We start from the raw sequence: 18,334 nt of genomic DNA, 5'->3' as shown, positions 1-18,334 counted from the left end.
GCCCCCATCCCGGGCGCCGCGTTCTGCTTCTCCCGCACAGCACCGCCGGCCGTGAACCGCCCGGCCGCACTCCTGGCGGGGCGAACACGTCACCGGCTACGACGAAGGAAGTTCTCTGTGGCCCAGCAAGACCTGCCCGTTTCGGTGGAGGACGTCCACCGCGCCGCCACGCTGCTGGAGGGGGTCACCGAGCGGACCCCGCTGGCGCACTCCCGGGCCCTGTCCCGCATGCTCGGCTCCGAGGTGTACCTCAAGTGCGAGAACCTACAGCGCGCGGGCTCCTTCAAGGTGCGCGGTGCGTACGTGCGCATGTCCCAGCTCACCGAGGAGGAGAAGGCCAGGGGGGTGGTCGCGGCGTCGGCGGGCAACCACGCCCAGGGCGTGGCGCTCGCGGCGGCCATGCTCGGCATCGAGGCGCGCATCTACATGCCCCTGGGCGCCGCTCTGCCCAAGATCGCGGCCACGCAGGACCACGGCGCGGAGGTCGTGCTGCACGGCTCCGCGGTGGACGAGGCGCTTGCCGAGGCCCAGCGCTTCGCGGACGAGACCGGCGCCGTGTTCGTGCACCCGTTCGACCACGTGGACATCATCGCGGGCCAGGGCACGATCGGCCTGGAGATCTTCGACCAGCTGCCCACCGTGGACACCGTGATCGCTGGCGTGGGCGGTGGAGGACTGCTCGCGGGCGTCTCCGTGGCCATCAAGGCCAAGGCGCGCGAACAGGGCCGGGACATCCGGGTGATCGGCGTGCAGGCGGAGAACGCCGCGGCCTACCCGCCCTCGCTCGCCGGGGACGCGATCGTGACGCTGTCCAAGGTGTCCACGATCGCGGACGGCATTGCCGTGGGCCGGCCCGGGCAGCTGCCGTTCACCGTGATCCGGGAGCTCGCGGACGACGTCGTCACGGTCTCCGAGGACTCGCTCGCCCAGGCCCTGATCTTCATGCTCGAGCGCAACAAGATGGTCGTGGAGCCCGCCGGTGCGGTGGGTGTGGCCGCGATCCTCGAGGGGGACCTGAAGGCCGCCCACCCGGACCTGGGCAACACCGTGGTGCTGCTCTCCGGCGGGAACATCGACCCCATGCTCATGCTCAAGGTCATTCAGCGCGGCCTCAGCGCGGCCGGGCGGTACATGACGATCAAGATGATGCTGACCGACCGCCCCGGCGAGCTCGCGCAGATCTCCCAGATCATCGCGGACCTGGACGCGAACGTGACCGGTGTGGACCACACCCGAATCGGCGGCTCGCTGTCCATGGGGGACGTGTCCATCACCATCGACATGGAGACCAAGGGCCACGAGCACTGCGACCAGGTGATCGCGGAGCTGGAGTACCACGGCTTCCACCCCGTGATCGTGCACTGAGAGCGGTTGCTGGGCGGCCCCGTGCGGGGCAGGAGCCGTTCCGCGCATGAGGGCTGGGCGGTACCGCGGCCCCGCCCAGCCAGCCGCGCCGATGGTTCCGCTGAGCTGCACGGCCAGTCCCTCCCAGCCCCGCGCTCGCGGGCGGCTCAGCCCACCCACTGGTTCAGCGGCGCCGTGCCGTCAGGTACGTCACGAAACCCATGACGAACGTCGCGAACCACAGGATGTTGCGCAGTCCGCCGGTGCTGTTCAGCGCGGGCTGACTCAGCCCGATGACGTGCACCACCACTGCGGCCACGGCGAGCACGGCGGTGACCACGAGCAGCGGGACGGTCCAGCGGGTGGGGCGTCGGTTCCAGTGGGTGACCACGGGGAGACCTCCTGGGTGAGCGGAGAGGGCCGCGTCGCAGCAGCGGCGCGGCCCTCTCCCCGGGGTGGATCAGCGGCTGAAGGGCTTGGCCTTCAGGATCTTGACCGTGATGTTCTTGCCGTTGGGGGCCTGGTAGCTGACGGTGTCGCCCACCTTGTGCCCGCTGATCGCGGCACCCATGGGGGAGCGCTCGGAGAAGACCTCGAGGTCCTCGCCGCCGGTGAGGTCCTCGGCGACCTCGCGGGAGCCCATGAGGAAAGTCATCTCGTCGCCGGCGATCTCCGCGGTGACGACCATGCCGGCCTCGATCACGCCGTCGTCCGCGGGGGCCTCGCCCACCTGGGCGTTCTCGAGCAGCTGGGTGAGCTGGACGATGCGGCCCTCGTTCTTGCCCTGCTCCTCGCGCGCGGCGTGGTAGCCGCCGTTCTCCTTGAGGTCACCCTCGGAACGGGCCTGTTCGATCCGGTCCACGATCTCCTGGCGGTAGGGCCCGGCGATGTAGTCGAGCTCCTTCTTGAGCCGGTCGTACGCTTCCTGGGTGAGCCAGGCTCCCTCATGAGTAGGCACGGTGCCTCCGTTCTCTGGTGTCCGTCGCCCTGACGGACACGTGTGAAAATCCCCGCCCCAGTGCGAGCCTGTGGCCCAGCGTCTCCGGGTCGGGGATGTGATCTCTCCGTCAGTCTAGTGGAGCACCGGCGTGCATCCCAACGTGTCGCAGGTCGTGCGCATGGTGCCGGGACCGGCGCACCGGGGAGGGCCGAGCCCGGACCTGTTGAGGCGCAGGGCCGGTCCTGCCCTCAGCCGCCGGTGGCCCGGCAGGACTCCACGCCGGCGGTGGTGGCGATACCCGTGGTGCGCAGCGGCACCCGGTGGGTGCTCGTCCGGCCGTTGAGCTCGTCCTCGGCCACGTGGCCGATCGTGACCTCGCGCCAGCCCACCACGGCGTGCTGCTCGTTGAGCGCCTGCATCGCGCACGTGACGCTCTGGTCCGGGTCCTTGGTGAGGTCGAAGTCCGCGTAGACGTGCCCGGCGTCCGTGATCTGGAAGCTGACGTCCTTCGCGACCGGCTTCTGGGAGTTCCCCCACACGATCCACACGACGAACAGGGATGCGAGCAGTGTTCCCACCACGGAGATCACGATCCAGCCGCGGGGGGAGGGGCCGCGCCGGGACGGACGGCCCACGGTGCGGTGCCCGCCGCCGTAGCGCCGGGCGAGCACGCGCTCCGCCTCGGACGCCGGGGTGGTGCCGGTGGCGGGTCGGGGCGTGGCGGAACTCATGGCTCCACTGTACCCAGCGGTCGTGGGAGCAACCCGGGTGCCGGGGACGACGCCGCCGGGCCCGGGCGGCGGGCAGGGGGCGGGACCGCCCGGGGCGGCGTCGTCGCGAGGCGGGAAGCGCCGTGACCTCCCCGCAGCCGCGCCGGGACCGGGCGGCGTAGGATACCGGGGACTGGTTTTTCCCGCGCTAGAGGTCTTGGAGGCATTCGTTCGGTGACGGACTATTCACAGATGCGTGTGTTGGCGATCCACGCCCACCCCGACGACGAGTCCAGCAAGGGTGCCGCCACGATGGCCCACTACGCCGGCCTGGGCGCCCGCGTCATGGTCGCCACGTGCACCGGTGGCGAACGCGGCTCGATCCTCAACGCGGAGATGGAGGGCGATGTCCGCGCGGAGCGCGACCTCGCCGGGCTGCGCCGTCACGAGATGGCCGCCGCGGCACAGGCCCTGGGCGTGGAGCACCGCTGGATCGGTTTCATGGACTCGGGGCTGCCGGAGGGCGATCCGCTCCCGCCGCTGCCGTGGGGCTGCTTCGCGCTGCAGCCGCTGGAGCGCGCCGCCGCACCCGTGGTGCAGCTCGTGCGCGAGTTCCGCCCGCACGTGATCCTCAGCTACGACGAGAACGGCGGCTACCCGCACCCGGACCACATCCAGACGCACAACGTGGCCATGGAGGCGTACCTGCGCGCGGGGAATCCGGACGCGTACCCGGGCACGGGAGAGGCCTGGACCCCGTCCAAGCTCTACTACGACCGCGCGTTCAACGTGGAGCGCTTCCTCGCGCTGCACGAGGCGCTCGAGGCCCGCGGGCTGCAGTCGCCGTACGCGGAGCGCATCGCCGCGATGCAGGAGGCGGACGCCGAGGGCCACCAGCCGCCGGTGCCGCGTCACGAAACGACCACCAGGATCGAGTGCGCGGACCGCTTCACCGCCCGTGACGAGGCGCTGAAGAGCCACCGCACGCAGGTGGATCCCCGCGGCATGTTCTTCGCGGTGTCTGCGGAGACCCAGGCGGAGGTGTGGCCGTGGGAGGACTACACGCTCGCGAAGTCCCGCGTGGACTCCGAGCTGCCCGAGACCGACCTCTTCGCGGGCGTCACGGACACGCCCCCGACCACCCGGAAGTGAGCGAGCACCCGTGCACACGCTGCTGAGCGTCCTGAACGCGGCCACCCCCGCCCCGAGCCCCGAGAACACGCTGCGACCGGGCCTCGACCCGAGCCAGGTCTCCCCGGGGCTGATCGGCTTCGTCATGACGTTCCTGCTGACCGCCGCGGTGGTCCTGCTGGCCATCGACTTCAACCGTCGCAACCGCAGGCTGCGCTACCGCGCGCAGTACGCCGAGCGGCGCGCGGCGGAGGAGCACGTGGGCGGCTACCGCCACGCGGCCGGCGCGGAGCCCGGTGACGGGCGGGACGGGGGCGCGGAAGCGTCGTCGTCGGTCGGCGCACGGCCCACGTCCGCGCGGACGGGGCGCGACGACGCTGCGGCCGCCTCCGAGACCGACGGCGCCGCGGGCGGTCCCGCCGCGCGATAGTCGCCCGGTGCCACTCTCCGCGGAGTTGCGAGACCGCGGCCCTGTGGGGTCAAGGTGCTGTGGGATCGGGGCCCCGCAGGACCGGGGCGTTGCGAGACCGTGCCGTTGTGAGACCTGCTCGTTGTGAGACCGTGGTGCCCATGACGAACCGTCTGGCCGGTGCCACGAGTCCCTACCTCCTGCAGCACGCCGAGAACCCCGTGGACTGGTGGCCCTTCGGCCCCGAGGCGTTCGAGGAGGCGCGGCGCCGGGATGTCCCCGTGCTGCTGTCCGTGGGCTACGCCGCGTGCCACTGGTGCCACGTGATGGCGCACGAGTCCTTCGAGGATCCGGACACCGGGGCGTACGTCAACGAGCACTTCGTGCCGGTCAAGGTGGACCGCGAGCAGCGCCCGGACGTGGACGCGCTCTACATGGCCGCCACGCAGCTGCTCACGGGGCAGGGCGGCTGGCCCATGACCGTGTTCCTCACGCCGCAGGGCCGGGCCTTCCACGCCGGTACCTACCATCCGCCGGTCCCGTCCCACGGCAGGCCGTCCTTCCACCAGGTGATGGCCGCCGTCACGGAGGCGTGGACACAACGGCGCGGGGAGGTCGAGAAGGCCGCGGAACAGGTCTCCGAGGCCCTCGCGGCTCACCCCGACCTCGTGGACCGGATGCTCGCGGACGCCGGGCCCTCGGTCGTGGTCGAGCCGAACCTCGACGACGCCGCGGAACCCGCAGGCCGGCTCGTGGGTGCCTGGCTCGACGGTCTCGAACGCGCTCGCGACGCCGCCCACGAGGGCTTCGGCACCGGAGCGAAGTTCCCGCTGTCCCCGGCGCTCGAAACGCTCACGAGGATCGCGGGAGCACCGGGCGAGCAGCGTGCCACGGCCCACGAGCTGCTGTGCGCCACCCTGGACGCGATGGTGCAGGGAGCACTGCAGGACCACGTGGGCGGCGGGTTCTTCCGGTACTCCGTGACCCCGGACTGGTCCCTGCCGCACTTCGAGAAGATGCTCTACGACAACGCCCAGCTCGTGCGGGTGCTCGCGCGCACCGTGCACGTGCTGGAGGGGCGGGGCACGGATCCGGCCCGGGCCGCCCGGTACCGGCACGCCGCCACGGCCGCGGTCGAGTGGCTGCGGCGCGAGATGGTGACCCCGCAGGGCGCGTTCGCGGCGTCCCTCGACGCGGACAGCGAGCCCTCGCCGGATGAGCCCCGCGCGGAGCGGGAGGGGGCGTACTACACGTTCTCCCGTGGAACGGGGACAGACGGCCTCCGTCCCGAACCCGTCACGGCGGCGCGGGGCGAGGCCGGCCGGATCACCGGCGTGCTGGACGAGACGCTGCGCCGCGAGCTGTGGGAGCGGCGCGCCCTGCGGACCCCGCCGCCGCAGGACGACAAGGTGGTCACCGCATGGAACGGCATGGCCATTGGGGCACTCGCGGAGGCTGCCGTGCTGCTGGGGGATCCCGACTGGTTGGAGCCGGCGAGCACCGCCGCCACGTTCCTGTGGGAGCACCACCGCGACCCCGAGACCGGCACCGTGGTGCGCACCTCGCGCGGCGGCGTCGTCGACCCCCACGAGGGCACGCTGGAGGACTACGCGTGCCTGGGCACCGGGCTGCTCGCCCTCTACCGGGCCACGGGTGAGGGGCTCTGGTACGAGCGCAGCAGGGCGCTCGCCGAGACCGCGGTGGAGCGGTTCGTGGGGGAGGACGCCGTGCACGACACCGCCAGCGTGGACGCCACGCTCGCGGCGGCCGGGGCCACGGGCCGTGCGGAGCCGTTCGACGACGTCGCCGCGGCCGCCCCCGCGGTGCTCGCCCGCTGGCTCACGGACCTGTCCCGACCGGAGACGGTGGGGCGGCCCACGCAGGAGGTGGTGGAGCGGCTGACGGGACAGGCCACGGGGGTCGTGCTCACGGCCGCCACGGCGGCCGGTGGGATGCTCGGTGCGGTGCTGGACCGGCTGCACCCGCCGGCGCTGCTGCAGGTGGTGGGGGCGTCTGACGGCGCGTTCGCCGAGGTCCTCGGGGCGGTGGGGGAGCGGCGCGTGCTCGACGTGCTCGTGCTGCACAAGGACCGTGCCCCGTACGGTGTGCCCGATGCGGGCGAGGGCTTCGCGGTGTGGCTGTGCCGTGACGGGCGCTGCGAGCTGCCGGTTCGCAGCGTGGCGGAGGTGACGCGGCTGCTGGGCTGAGAGACCCGGGCCGACCGGAGAGGCCGGAGCAGTCTGTGGCGGGCGGCTCAGGCCCCGAACATCGCGAGCATGATCGCGATGTAGTGGCACACGAAGCCTCCGATGGTGCACGCGTGGAAGACCTCGTGGAAGCTGAACGCGTGGGGCAGCAGCAGCGGCCGCCTGGTCGCGTAGCAGACGGCTCCGGCGATGTAGATCACGCCGCCCACGATGAGCATCACGGTCGCCGGGACGTTCACGGCGAAGAACGCCGGGAGGTAGAGCACGGACAGGCACCCCATGACCACGTAGAGCGGGGTGTAGAGCCAGCGGGGCGCACCCAGCCAGAAGACGCGGAAGGCCACGAGCAGGGCACCGAGGGACCAGATCACGGCCAGCAGGATCGTGGCGCCGCGCGGTGGCAGCAGGGCCACGGCCAGCGGGGTGTACGTGCCGGCGATGATGAGCGCGATGTTCGCGTGGTCCAGCCGGCGCAGCACGGCGTTCATGCGCGCGCCCCAGTAGAAGCGGTGGTAGACGGCGGAGGTGCCGAAGAGCATCACGGCGGTGATGGCGTAGACGACGCAGGCGAGCCGCAGCTGCAGGGTGGGAGCGACGACGATCGCGATGATCCCCAGGACGGTGGCCACCGGGGCGAATCCGGCGTGGATCCAGCCACGCCACGCGGGTTTGCGCTCCACCGTGAGGGGCCCGTTGCGGGTCTGGCGCACGATGGTCCGAGTGCTGTCCGACTCGTGGCGGACGGCTCGATCGTCCCGCATGGTGATCACTCTGCCTTCCGTGACGTCTCCCGCCGGGGCGGGGTCCCGGACCCTCTGCCGGGATGGGTCAGCCCTACGGGTAGTTTAGTGGATGTGAATCCGTACAGGCCCCAGCAGAGTCAGGGGGAAGGACCGTGCTGAAGCTCCCCCGAGTCATGTACTCCTTCTACGAGCACCGCTTGAGGCGCGCACTGACGCCGGACGAGCTGCCCCACCACGTGGGGGTTCTCGTGGACGGCAACCGCCGGTGGGCCCGGCAGTTCGGTGCCTCCGCAGAAGAGGGCCACCGGGCCGGGGCGCGGAAGATCGTGGAGTTCCTGCGCTGGTGCGACGAGCTCGAGATCCAGGTGGTCACGCTCTACGTGCTCTCCACCGAGAACCTGAACCGCCCGCCGGAGGAGCTCTCCGCGCTGCTGCAGATCATCACCAACCTCACGCGGGAGCTGCAGGACGAGGGGATCTGCCGGATCCAGGCGGTCGGTGCCCTGGCCACCCTGCCCCCGCAGCTGCAGGAGCAGCTCGCCTCCAGCGCGCGCAGCACGGCCGGGAACCCGGGACCGCACCTGAACATCGCGGTGGGGTACGGGGGCCGCCAGGAGATCGTCGACGCCGTGCGGGAGGTCTTCGAGGACGCCGCCTCGCGCGGCGAGTCCCTCGAGCGCACGGCCGAGGCACTGAGCATCGAGGACATCTCCGCCCACCTCTACACGCGAGGGCAACCGGACCCGGACCTGCTGATCAGGACCTCCGGCGAGCAGCGGCTCTCCGGGTTCCTGATGTGGCAGTCCGCCTACAGCGAGTTCTACTTTTGCGAGGCCCTGTGGCCGGACTTCCGGCGCGTGGACTTCCTGCGCGCCCTGCGGGACTACGCCCGCCGGCAGCGCCGCTTCGGGGGCTGAGCCGCCGGCGGACTCACCGACCCCCCCACGGGCCAGGGCACGTGCCGTGAGACGTCCGTGAGGTCGAACGCCTCGCGGGTGAACAGGTCGTCCAGCTGGTACTCGTCCACCGCCTCGACGACGAGCCGGTGTCCCTGCCCGGCGTACGGACCCTCCAGCACGTGCGAGTGCACGCAGACCCCGGTGGCCACGTCCACGGCAATCCGGGTGGGGCCCGGCGCGAGGGGGTGTCCCGGCGTCGTGGGGCGGTAGCGAACGGTGGGCTCCACGGTCGCGCACCACACGCGCCGCCGGGCGAACGCCCCCGCGGTGAGGGACCGCAGGGCGGCTGGGCGCTGCTCGGGCAGATAGGGCGGCACGAGCGCGGGGCCCACGAGCTCCACCGGGTCCAGGATGGCCTGCCACCGGCCGCCGCCGAAGACCGGGTCCCCGTAGGCGGCCTCCGGGCGCCGGGTGACCAGGGCGTCGTCGTCGTACACGGGCGTGACGAGTGCCGGGTGCAGCAGCCAGGAGCGCGGGGTGTCCGCGACGTAGAAGTCGTCCCGGGAGCGCTCCAGCGAGGTGCTCGTGTACAACCGGGCGCCGTGCAGGGTTTCCACGCGCAGGTCCGAGGGCCGGCGCAGCCATGCACGCACCGGCTGCGCCGCACGGTCCTGCGGCCCCGGAACCCAGTGCAGGGAGAAGCGCAGGGTGTCCCACAGCCACGGCGAGGAACGGCACAGGGCCGCGAAGGAGCGCTCGGTCACGGCGGGTCGGTCGGGGTCGCGCTGCCAGGGCTCGCTCATGGGGCCAGTCTACGAAGCCGTTGTCCACACCCCGGCGCCGGGGCTCCCGCGGGCCGGGGAGCTGCGCCTAGGATGAGCGCATGATGCCGCCCACGACGGCGGGCATCGGGGGGTTCGTGGGGGGACACCTGCAGGACGCGACGCCCAGCGCTCAGCTGGCGGCGGTGACCTGTGCCCTGGCCGTCCTGGTGCTCGCGTGCACAGGAGTGTGGCTCGCCGCCACCGACATCCGCGAACACCGGCTGCCCGGTGCCGTGGTTCGTCCGCTGTACCCCGTGACCGCCGCCCTGCTGGCCGGTTCCGCCCTGCTCGTGCACGACACCGTGCGGCTGTGGTGGATGCTGTGGGGCCTCGCGATCATGGGCGGGCTGTTCCTGGTGCTGCGGCTGCTCAACCCCGCCGGCATGGGGCTGGGGGACGTGCGCCTGGCCGGGGTGCTGGGCCTCGCCACGGGGTTCGCGTCCGTGACCCACACCGTGCTCGCGCTGGCGGCGACCTTCGTGCTCGCCGGGGTGTTCTGCGCCGTGCTGCTGCTCACCGGCCGGGCCGCCGCGAGCAGCCGGATCCCGCTGGGACCGTTCATGATCGTGGGCAGCCTGGGGGTCATGACGTTCCTGTGAGCCGGGCGGGTCGTATCGTGGTGGGATCCCAGACCAGAGCCCCGAGGCCACCGACCCGGCGGCTCCCAAGGGGGGCGGCTCCCGATCCGCGCCCCCGGCCTCAACCGATCTCTCCAGGAGGACCGCCCGTGGCGACACCGGAATTCATCCAGCAGCTGCGCCGTTCGATCGGCCACGACCTCCTGTGGCTGCCCGGCTGCACCGCCGTGGTGCTCCACGAGGGCCGCGTGCTGCTGGGGCGTCGCGCGGACAACGGCAACTGGGGACTGATCACGGGGATCGTGGAGCCGGGCGAGGATCCCGGGGTCGCCGCCCGGCGCGAGTGCCTCGAGGAGACCGGCGTGGAGATCACCGTACGGGCGCTGGTGCGGGTGAAAGCCGGTGACGTGGTGGAGTTCCCCAACGGGGACCGCTGCCAGTTCCTGGACCACACGTTCCTGTGCGACTACGTGTCCGGGGAGGCACGCGTCGCGGACGACGAGTCCCTCTCCGTGGGCTGGTACCCCCTGGACGAGCTGCCCCCGATGCCCGAGCACCAGGCCGAGCGGCTGCGGGCGGCCCTGGACTTCACGGGGACCACCGGCTTCGATCGCTGAGCGGGGCCGACACGCCCAGGCCTGCCCCTGTACGCGGACCGGTCCGGAGAAGAGCGGTCGGGCCGCCGAGTCGACGCTCCGTGGGCATCCGGCGGGGGCTTCCGCTCCCCGCCGAGGCGACCCCTCAGCCGAGTTCCGCCTCCAGCGCCCGCCGGGCGGCGGTGTAGCGCGCGCGGAAGGCGCGGGCGCCGTCGTCGCCCCGGGGGCGGAGTTCGCGGCCCTCGGCCCGTGACCACTGCGGGAGCGTGCCCGTGGCCACCCACGCGGCCTGGCGGGCGGCACCGAGCGCCGTGTACTCGCGCGGCCCCGGAACCGTCACGGGCACACCGAACGTGTCCGGCAGGACGTCCCGCAAGGCCTCCGAGCGCGCACCGCCGCCGATGAGCAGCACCCGCTCCACGGGGACGTCGAGCCCCCGCAACACCCCGAGGCAGTCGGCCAGCGAGTTCGCCACGGACAGCACGGCGGCACGTGCGAGGTTCTCGCGGGTCATCGACGCGCGTGTCATCCCGTCCAGACGCCCGGTGGCGGTGGGCAGGTTGGGCGTGCGCTCGCCGTCGAGGTAGGGCAGGAAGGTCAGACCGCCGGCGTCGGCCGCCGCGGCCCGCGCGAGCCGTGTGAACTCCCCGAGGTCCACTCCCAGCAGGTCCGCCGTGGTGCTCATAACGCGCGCGGCGTTGATCGTGCACAGCAGGGGGAGGAAGCCGCCGGTGGCGTCCGCGAAGCCTGCGGTCGTGCCCGTGGGGTCCAGGGGCAGCTCGGCTGTGCGTGCGACGACGGTGCCGGAGGTGCCCACCGAGACGACCACCTCGCCGCGGTCCAGCTCCAGGGCCAGGGCCGACGCCGCGTTGTCACCCGCGCCGGGGCCCACCAGCACGCCGTTCCCGCAGCCCCACTCGCACCCCAGGGTGCCGGCGGCCTCGGACGGGCCCAGCACGCGCGGCAGCCCGGGGACGGCCCCGAACCACGCCTCGAGCAGCTCCGGGCGGTAGTGGTGCTGCGCGGCGTCGTAGTACCCCGTGCCGGAGGCGTCCGAACGGTCCGTGACGAACGCGCCGCACAGCTGCAGCGTGAGCCAGTCGTGGGGGAGCATGACGCGGTGCACGCGCGCGGCGGCCTCCGGCTCGTTCTCGCGCAGCCACGCGAGCTTGGACAGTGTCATGGAGGGCACGGGCGCCATGCCCACGCGCTCCATCCACCAGCCGGTGCCGTGCTCCGCCGCCATGCGGGCGGCCTGGGGGGCGCTGCGGACGTCGTTCCACAGCAGGGCGTCCCGCACGGGGGTGCCTGCGGTATCCACCGCGACCATGCCGTGCTGCTGCCCGGCCACGGAGACGCCCACGACGTCGTCGCGCCCGGGGACCCCCGCCTCCCGCCACGCCGTGCGCAGCGCGTCCAGCCACGCGGCGGGGTCTGCGCTCGTGCCGTCCGGGTGCGCGGCACTGCCGCTCGCGAGCACTTGGCCGCTGTCCGTGTCCACGACCACGACCTTGCACGACTGCGTGGAGGAGTCGATGCCGACAACGGTGCTGCTCATGGGGTCCTTCCGGGGAACGAGGTGGGCGCGGGCCAGGGGTGCGGGGCCACGAGGCGTTCGAGCTCGTCGCGCAGGGCGGCGTCGCAGACCAGGTGGTTCACGAGCCCCCCGCGCACGGCAGCCAGCACGGCCGGTGCACGCTCCGCGCCGGAGGCCGCCGCGATCTTGTAGCGCGCCGCGCGCAGCTGCTCCACACCGGCGGAGACGATCATGCCGCCCACGGGGGTGTCCAGCTCGTGCCCGTGGGCGTCCAGCAGGTGGCCGGCGACCTCCGCCACGGCCCCGGCGCGTGCCGCGGCCAGGGCGACCTCCTCGCTCACGCGCGGCCACACGGTGGAGCCCCCGGGGGACCAGTGGCCCACGGCCAGCACGGCGACGTCGAGCGCGTCCGCCCGGCGCAGGGCCACCTCGATCTCCACGGACTTCTTCAGGGAATCCGCCTGCTCGACCACGAGCGGCGCCCACAGCGGCCAGGCGGAGCGGGCCGTGAGGCCCGCGAACAGCCGCGGGGACTCGTCCGCCGTGGTGTCGTCCGTGCGCAGCGCGCCGGCGAGCTGGACGACGTCGTTGTGGGGCAGGGCGGGCAGATGGTCCACCGCGAACTGCAGGGTGCGCGACCACGCGATGCCCAGCGTGTCACCGTCCTGCAGCACCCGTGTGATCTCCCGGGCGACGGCGCGGGCGAGGTCCTGGCGGTCCGCCGGCCACTGGGTGCCGCCCACGCTCACGAGCCGCTCGACCCCCACGGCACGGGCGAGGGCCGCGTCGGTGCTCTCGAGGGGCACGGCGATCTCGATCCGCACGATCCCGGTCTCCCGCGCTTCCTGCAGCAGCGCGGCCACCTGGAAGCGCGAGAGGTTGGACTTCTTGCCGAGGGAGACCTTGGACAGGCCCTCCACGAAGTAGCCGTGGGCCAGGTGCGCGAGCAGGTGCCGGCGCTGCTGGGGGTCCGTGGGCGGCCACGGGTCATTGGGGGACATGTATCACCGCATCCGTTGCTGACGAGCGTGGACAGAGAAGTTGGTCACGCGAGTCTATATGGCGCGGCTCACCCCGCGGGCGAGGAGGCCCCCCGGCGGGTTCGTCATCGTGAACGTCCGGGGGCGCCGTCGCGGGCGGGAAAGCGTGCCCCCGCGCACGGGAAGGGGACCCGGTGGCGTACCTCCGGGTCCCCTTCTCGGCCTCCGCCCGCGGCTGTCACGCGGGCGGGACGGCGGCTCAGCCGCGCGGGATGTTGCGCAGGTTGGAGCGTGCCATGGACACGGCCTCACCGGCTCCGCGGTTGAGCACGATGCGCGACATGGCCGTGGCGAAGCCGAACACCTGGCTGCTCTTGATCTCCGGGGGAATGGACAGGGCGTTGGGGTCCGTGATGACCTCCACGAGCGAGGGGCCCCGGTGGGCCAGCGCCGTGCCGAACGCGGACTCCAGCTCGGTGGGCTTCTCCACGCGGATGCCCTGCAACCCGGCGGCGCGGGCGATCGCCGCGTAGTCCGCCTGGGGCACGTCCACCCCGTAGTCCGGCAGGCCGTCCACGAGCATCTCGAGCTTGACCATTCCCAGGGTGGAGTTGTTGAACACCACCACGGTGACGGGCAGGTTGTGCGCGGACAGCGTGAGCAGCTCGCCCATGAGCATGGACAGTCCGCCGTCACCGGAGACCGAGATGACCTGGCGGTCCGGGTCCGCCAGCTGCGCGCCGATGGCCTGCGGCAGGGCGTTGGCCATGGAGCCGTGCAGGTAGGAGCCGATGATCCGGCGGGAGCCGAGCGGGTTGATGTAGCGCGCGGTCCACACGTTGCACATGCCCGTGTCCGCGGTGAACACGGCGTCCCGGGCGGCCACCTGGTCCAGCACCGACGCCGCGTACTCCGGGTGGATGGGCGTGATCTTCTCGACCTTGCGGGTGTAGGCACCCACGGCCTTGTTCATGAGCTTGTCGTGCTTGGCGAGCGTCTTGTCCAGGAAGGAGCGGTCCTTCTTGGGGCTCAGCTCGGGCAGCAGCTTGAGGATCGTGGACTTCACGTCCCCGTAGACCGGAATCGTCACGTCGGTGCGGCGCCCGATCACGGCGGGGTTGATGTCCACCTGGATGGTGGTGACGTCCGGGAGGAACTGGTCGTACGGGAAGTCCGTGCCGAGCATGACCATCACGTCCGCGTCGTGCAGGCCCTCGGCCGCGGCGCCGTAGCCCAGCAGACCGGTCATGCCCACGTCGAACGGGTTGTCGAACTGGATCTGGTCCTTGCCGCGCAGCGTGTGGCCCACCGGCGCGTTGAGGGTGTCCGCGAGGGCGATGACCTCGTCGTGCGCACCCGCCACGCCGATGCCCGCGAAGATCGCGACCTTCTCGGCGGAGTTCAGCGCCTGCGCCATGCGGGCGATCGTCTCGTCCGAGGGGACGATGGAGCTGGGCTCCGGCACGGAGTAGGGGCGGGCCTTGGCGGCGACCTCGGAGTCGGCCAGGTCACCCGGGAGGGTCACCACGGAGACGCCCGGGCTGGTCACCGCGAACTGGATGGCGGAGGCCACCACGGCGGGGGACTGCTTGGCCGTGCTCACGAGCTCCGAGTACACCGAGCACTCGGTGAAGATCCGGTCCGGGTGCGTCTCCTGGAAGTACCCCGAGCCGATGTACTGGGACGGGATGTGGGAGGCGATGGCCAGCACGGGGGCGCCGGAGCGGTTGGCGTCGTAGAGGCCGTTGATCAGGTGCAGGTTGCCCGGACCGCACGAGCCCGCGCACACGGCGAGCTTGCCGGTCAGCTGGGCCTCGGCGCTCGCGGCGAACGCGGCGGCCTCCTCGTGGCGCACGTGCACCCAGTCGATCCCGCCCTTGGCGGAACCGCCGGAGCGGCGTACGGCGTCCACGATGGGGTTCAGGCTGTCGCCCACCACGCCGTAGATGCGCTCGACGCCCGCGGCGACGAGCTGCTGGATGATCTGGTCTGCAAGTTTCACGCATTCTCCTCGTGCGGTCGGCCGCCTCGGACGGGGATGTCCGGGGGCGGCGAAAAGTCACTGCGAGCCAGCGTAGTCCCGTTGTCCCGGGTGCGTCGGAGGGTGTGGTGAACATGACAGCCGCCGGTGCCCTGCCACACTGTGTCAAGATGTGGTTGACAGCGGGGAGGGTGTCAAGGTTTGCTTGATGCATGACGAGCACACGGAAGACCACCGCCCGCACCTGGGCCGGGATCGACTGGGCCGCCATCGACTGGGGCTGCGTGGACTGGGCGAGCGCGGCACCGCGGCTCGCGACCGGCCGCCCCTCGGCCTGGGCGGAGCTGCCCACCCGCGGCGGGCGGCGTCGTGGCGGGGCCACAGTGCAGGAGGACGGTACGTGCACCGCGTGCGGCACCACCCTCACCGAGCCGCAGCACCAGACCCGGCCGCGGCCCACCGCCCAGGCCGCGGGCGACGTCGTCGACACGGACGTCCTCGACACGGACCTCGCCGAGACCGAGGGGGCGGCCGTCACCTGGACCCAGGACACAGACTGGAGCGCCACCGACTGGAGCACCTGGTCCGCCCCGGCCCGCACGTACCCCGTGACGGTCTACGGGATCCACGAGGCCACGCCCGGCCCGCGCTGGAAGGCGCTCTGCGACGCGACCTGGCCCGCCTACCGCTCGTGGTACCTCACGGGCCCCGGCACCAGGCCGAGCCTGGCGGAGGCGCAGGGCAAGCTCGAGAAGTACATGCCCGAGCTGGTCCCGGTGTGGCGCGAGCTCGTGGCGCAGACCGGCGGTGACGACGACGCCGCCCGCTTCCTGACCATGTGGAACCTCCCCGCGTTCGCGCCGGCGTGCTCGCAGCTGGCCACGGTGGGCGAGGAGACCTCGCTGACCCGCAACTACGACTACGTGCCGGACCTGTGGGAGGCCACGGTGTACTCGAGCGAGTTCACCGGTCGCAAGGTGATCGGCACGGGCGACTGCCTGTGGGGTCTGCTGGACGGCATGAACGACGCCGGCCTGGCCGTGTCCCTGACGTTCGGCGGCCGCCCGGGCTCGGGCCCGGGCTTCGCGATCCCGCTCGTGATCCGCTACCTGCTGGAGGTCGCCGAGACCGCGGCGCATGCGCGTGAGCTGCTGCGTGGGCTGCCGGTGTCCATGTCCTACAACATCACGGTGGTGGACGTGAGCGGCGAGCGCTTCACCGCGTTCGTGGCCCCGGGCCAGGACGTGGAGTTCTTCGACGCGTGCACCGCGACCAACCACCGCGGGAAGACGCCGGAGTACCCGGAGAAGGCCGCCCAGTTCCACTCCGTGGAGCGCCTCGAGTTCCTGGACGAGGTCTCGGAGAAGGGCGTGAGTGCCGCCGAGGCGCGGGACGGGTTCCTGCGGGACCCGCTGCACCAGGACCACTACTCGGCCGGTTTCGGCACCCTGTTCACGGCCCACTACCGCCCGGACCTGGGCACGGTGGAGTACGTGTGGCCCGGCGTCTCCTGGACCCGCCGCTTCGACGACGCCGACGACACCCTGGACATCGTCCTCGAGGGACGGTGAGCCCAGCGGCAGGCCCCGCAGCTCCCGCCACGGCCACGGGGATGCCATCATGGTTCCCGTGAGCAGCCACGAACCCACCCCGTTCGACCACGAGCCGACCGTGTCCCAGCTCGAGGACTCGGCACTGCGGACCCTCGCGCAACTGAGCGGCCGCGGGGATCCTGAAGCGTTCCAGGCTCTGCTGAGGATCAGCGCAGCGGTGGGGGAGCACCTGGGGATCAGTGCCCGCTCGGTGGCGGAGGCGGCCTCCTGGTCCGCCGTCGCCGGTGCCGCCGGGACGTCCCGGCAGGCGGCGTGGTCCCGGTGGAAGGCCTGAGCCCCACCCGGCACGCCTCCCACGGGCAGCCCCCTCGGGAACGGACCTGAGCGGTCCCGGCTCCACACACGACTCGGCCACCCGAAGCATCGGGTGGCCGAGTTCTCATGGCGGTGAGCTCACGTGCGGGCGCGGACGGGCCGCGTACGCGGTTCTCAGTAGTTGCCGGTCATGGTGGTGACGTCGAGCGCCTTGTCGAGCTGCTCCTCCGTGAGCTTCTCGCCGTCCACGTAGCCGAGCTCGATGGTGGCCTCGCGCACGGTGACCTTGTTGGCCACGGCGTGCTTGGCGATCTTCGCGGCGGCCTCGTAGCCGATGGCCTTGTTCAGCGGCGTGACGATCGAGGGGGAGGCCTCGGCCAGGAAGCGGCAGCGCTCCTCGTTGGCCTGCAGCCCGTCCACCATCTTCTCCGCAGCCACGCGGGAGACGTTGGCGAGCAGGCGGATGGACTCCAGCAGGTTCGCGGCCATCACGGGGATGCCCACGTTCAGCTCGAACGCGCCGTTGGTGGAGGACAGCGCCACCGTGGTGTCGTTGCCGATCACCTGGGCCGCCACCTGGATGGTGGCCTCGCAGATCACGGGGTTGACCTTGCCCGGCATGATTGAGGAGCCCGGCTGCAGGTCGGGGATGTGCAGCTCGCCCAGGCCCGTGTTGGGCCCGGAGCCCATCCAGCGGATGTCGTTCATGAACTTCATGTAGGAGTACGCGATGTTGCGCAGCTGCCCGGAGGCCTCCACGAGACCGTCGCGGTTGGCCTGCGCCTCGAAGTGGTTGCGCGCCTCGGTCAGCGGCAGGCCGGTCTCCTGTGCGAGCAGCTCGATCACGCGCGCCGAGAAGCCGTCCGGGGTGTTGATGCCGGTGCCCACGGCGGTGCCGCCCAGGGGGACCTCGGCCACACGCGGCAGGGACGCCTCGATGCGCTCGATGCCGTAGCGCACCTGCGCCGCGTAGCCGCTGAACTCCTGGCCCAGGGTCACGGGGGTCGCGTCCATGAGGTGGGTGCGCCCGGACTTCACCACGTGCTTGAACTCCGCAGCCTTCTTCTCCAAGGAGGTCGCGAGGACCTCCATGGCCGGCTTGAGGTCGTTGAGCAGCGCGTTGGTCACGGCCACGTGCACGGACGTGGGGAAGACGTCGTTGGAGGACTGGGACGCGTTGACGTGGTCGTTGGGGTGGACCTCCGCGCCCGCGGACTCGAGCGCGCGGGACGCGAGCGTGGCCAGCACCTCGTTGGTGTTCATGTTCGAGGACGTGCCGGAGCCCGTCTGGAACACGTCGATGGGGAACTCGGCGTCGTACTCGCCGGAGGCCACGGCATCCGCGGCGTCGCGGATGGCGCGGGCGCGCTCGGCGTCGAGCACACCCAGTTCCTCGTTGGCCGTGGCGGCGGCCTTCTTCACCTGGGCGAGCGCCTTGATGTGCTCGCGCTCCAGCGTGTTGCCGGAGATCGGGAAGTTCTCCACGGCGCGCTGGGTCTGGGCACGGTAGAGGGCTTTCTTGGGAACGCGGACCTCGCCCATGGTGTCGTGTTCGATGCGGTAGTCAGTGTTTTCTGCCATGGCGCC

At 72.1% G+C, this 18,334-nt stretch carries 18 protein-coding genes; 9 read left to right on the top strand and 9 right to left on the bottom strand.

Annotation, left to right across the window (positions count from 1 at the left end; all coding sequences use genetic code 11):
* The first annotated feature begins 117 nt into the window (after positions 1-117).
* Positions 118-1,365: a threonine ammonia-lyase gene (gene ilvA / locus KVA01_RS02525; protein WP_068470033.1), complete on the top strand. Its 1,248-nt coding sequence runs from the start codon at positions 118-120 to the stop codon at positions 1,363-1,365.
* A gap of 163 nt (positions 1,366-1,528) precedes the next feature.
* Here the strand turns inward: ilvA and KVA01_RS02520 are convergent, their stop codons facing one another.
* The 3 genes from KVA01_RS02520 to KVA01_RS02510 form a co-directional block, all read right to left on the bottom strand.
* Entirely contained in the window at positions 1,529-1,735 is a 207-nt protein-coding gene (locus KVA01_RS02520) for a hypothetical protein (protein WP_068470034.1), read from the bottom strand.
* Between the two features lie 69 nt (positions 1,736-1,804).
* Complete coding sequence (gene greA, locus KVA01_RS02515; protein WP_068470036.1) at positions 1,805-2,302, bottom strand: transcription elongation factor GreA; 498 nt, start codon at positions 2,300-2,302, stop codon at positions 1,805-1,807.
* A 230-nt stretch (positions 2,303-2,532) separates the two neighbouring features.
* A complete protein-coding gene (locus KVA01_RS02510; RefSeq protein WP_068470038.1) occupies positions 2,533-3,015 on the bottom strand; it encodes a DUF4307 domain-containing protein in 483 nt (160 codons plus the stop codon).
* Positions 3,016-3,246: 231 nt separating this feature from the next.
* Here KVA01_RS02510 and mca point away from each other — a divergent pair, with 231 nt between their 5' ends.
* From mca to KVA01_RS02495, 3 genes are all read left to right on the top strand, one after another.
* Complete coding sequence (gene mca / locus KVA01_RS02505; RefSeq protein ID WP_068470040.1) at positions 3,247-4,146, top strand: mycothiol conjugate amidase Mca; 900 nt, start codon at positions 3,247-3,249, stop codon at positions 4,144-4,146.
* 10 nt (positions 4,147-4,156) lie between these two features.
* The gene (locus tag KVA01_RS02500; RefSeq protein WP_068470042.1) at positions 4,157-4,555 is read left to right on the top strand and encodes a hypothetical protein; all 399 of its coding nucleotides are present in this window, start codon (positions 4,157-4,159) and stop codon (positions 4,553-4,555) included.
* A gap of 140 nt (positions 4,556-4,695) precedes the next feature.
* Positions 4,696-6,741: a thioredoxin domain-containing protein gene (locus KVA01_RS02495; RefSeq protein ID WP_141268802.1), complete on the top strand. Its 2,046-nt coding sequence runs from the start codon at positions 4,696-4,698 to the stop codon at positions 6,739-6,741.
* Positions 6,742-6,788: 47 nt separating this feature from the next.
* Here the strand turns inward: KVA01_RS02495 and trhA are convergent, their stop codons facing one another.
* Positions 6,789-7,502, bottom strand: a complete 714-nt coding sequence (trhA, locus tag KVA01_RS02490; protein ID WP_068470165.1) for a PAQR family membrane homeostasis protein TrhA — start codon at positions 7,500-7,502, stop codon at positions 6,789-6,791.
* A gap of 137 nt (positions 7,503-7,639) precedes the next feature.
* Here trhA and KVA01_RS02485 point away from each other — a divergent pair, with 137 nt between their 5' ends.
* A complete protein-coding gene (locus tag KVA01_RS02485) occupies positions 7,640-8,401 on the top strand; it encodes an isoprenyl transferase (RefSeq protein WP_068470166.1) in 762 nt (253 codons plus the stop codon).
* On the opposite strand, the gene KVA01_RS02480 is transcribed toward KVA01_RS02485, so the two are convergent.
* On the bottom strand, positions 8,368-9,186 hold the full coding sequence (locus KVA01_RS02480; RefSeq protein ID WP_141268801.1) for a hypothetical protein: 819 nt from the start codon (positions 9,184-9,186) through the stop codon (positions 8,368-8,370). The two genes, KVA01_RS02485 and KVA01_RS02480, sit on opposite strands and share 34 nt — an antisense overlap.
* Positions 9,187-9,266: 80 nt before the next feature.
* On the opposite strand from KVA01_RS02480, the gene KVA01_RS02475 reads away from it, so the two are divergent.
* Together KVA01_RS02475 and KVA01_RS02470 are read left to right on the top strand one after the other, a co-directional pair.
* Entirely contained in the window at positions 9,267-9,806 is a 540-nt protein-coding gene (locus KVA01_RS02475; RefSeq protein ID WP_068470047.1) for a prepilin peptidase, read from the top strand.
* A gap of 128 nt (positions 9,807-9,934) precedes the next feature.
* The gene (locus KVA01_RS02470) at positions 9,935-10,402 is read left to right on the top strand and encodes an NUDIX hydrolase (protein WP_068470049.1); all 468 of its coding nucleotides are present in this window, start codon (positions 9,935-9,937) and stop codon (positions 10,400-10,402) included.
* Between the two features lie 124 nt (positions 10,403-10,526).
* Here the strand turns inward: KVA01_RS02470 and xylB are convergent, their stop codons facing one another.
* The 3 genes from xylB to KVA01_RS02455 form a co-directional block, all read right to left on the bottom strand.
* Positions 10,527-11,939 (bottom strand): xylulokinase, encoded by a 1,413-nt coding sequence (gene xylB, locus KVA01_RS02465; RefSeq protein ID WP_141268799.1) that lies wholly within the window; start codon positions 11,937-11,939, stop codon positions 10,527-10,529.
* A complete protein-coding gene (locus KVA01_RS02460) occupies positions 11,936-12,919 on the bottom strand; it encodes a sugar-binding transcriptional regulator (RefSeq protein WP_141268797.1) in 984 nt (327 codons plus the stop codon). The genes xylB and KVA01_RS02460 overlap by 4 nt, the downstream gene beginning before the upstream one ends.
* 238 nt (positions 12,920-13,157) lie before the next feature.
* Complete coding sequence (locus tag KVA01_RS02455) at positions 13,158-14,900, bottom strand: pyruvate dehydrogenase (RefSeq protein WP_068470055.1); 1,743 nt, start codon at positions 14,898-14,900, stop codon at positions 13,158-13,160.
* Between the two features lie 191 nt (positions 14,901-15,091).
* Between KVA01_RS02455 and KVA01_RS02450 the strand changes: the two genes are divergently transcribed.
* Both KVA01_RS02450 and KVA01_RS02445 read left to right on the top strand, forming a co-directional pair.
* Entirely contained in the window at positions 15,092-16,450 is a 1,359-nt protein-coding gene (locus tag KVA01_RS02450; RefSeq protein ID WP_082810396.1) for a C45 family autoproteolytic acyltransferase/hydrolase, read from the top strand.
* Between the two features lie 58 nt (positions 16,451-16,508).
* Positions 16,509-16,766 carry a hypothetical protein gene (locus KVA01_RS02445; RefSeq protein ID WP_068470169.1) on the top strand — a complete coding sequence of 86 codons (258 nt, stop codon included), beginning with the start codon at positions 16,509-16,511 and terminating at the stop codon, positions 16,764-16,766.
* A gap of 155 nt (positions 16,767-16,921) precedes the next feature.
* On the opposite strand, the gene KVA01_RS02440 is transcribed toward KVA01_RS02445, so the two are convergent.
* The gene (locus tag KVA01_RS02440; protein WP_068470057.1) at positions 16,922-18,328 is read right to left on the bottom strand and encodes a class II fumarate hydratase; all 1,407 of its coding nucleotides are present in this window, start codon (positions 18,326-18,328) and stop codon (positions 16,922-16,924) included.
* Between the last annotated feature and the right edge of the window lie 6 nt (positions 18,329-18,334).

The organism is Kocuria varians (assembly GCF_006539885.1).
GTDB classification, from domain to species: Bacteria; Actinomycetota; Actinomycetes; order Actinomycetales; family Micrococcaceae; genus Kocuria; species Kocuria varians.
The sequence above is the reverse complement of the archived record's forward strand: the minus strand, read 5'-3'. Positions and strand labels throughout refer to the sequence as shown.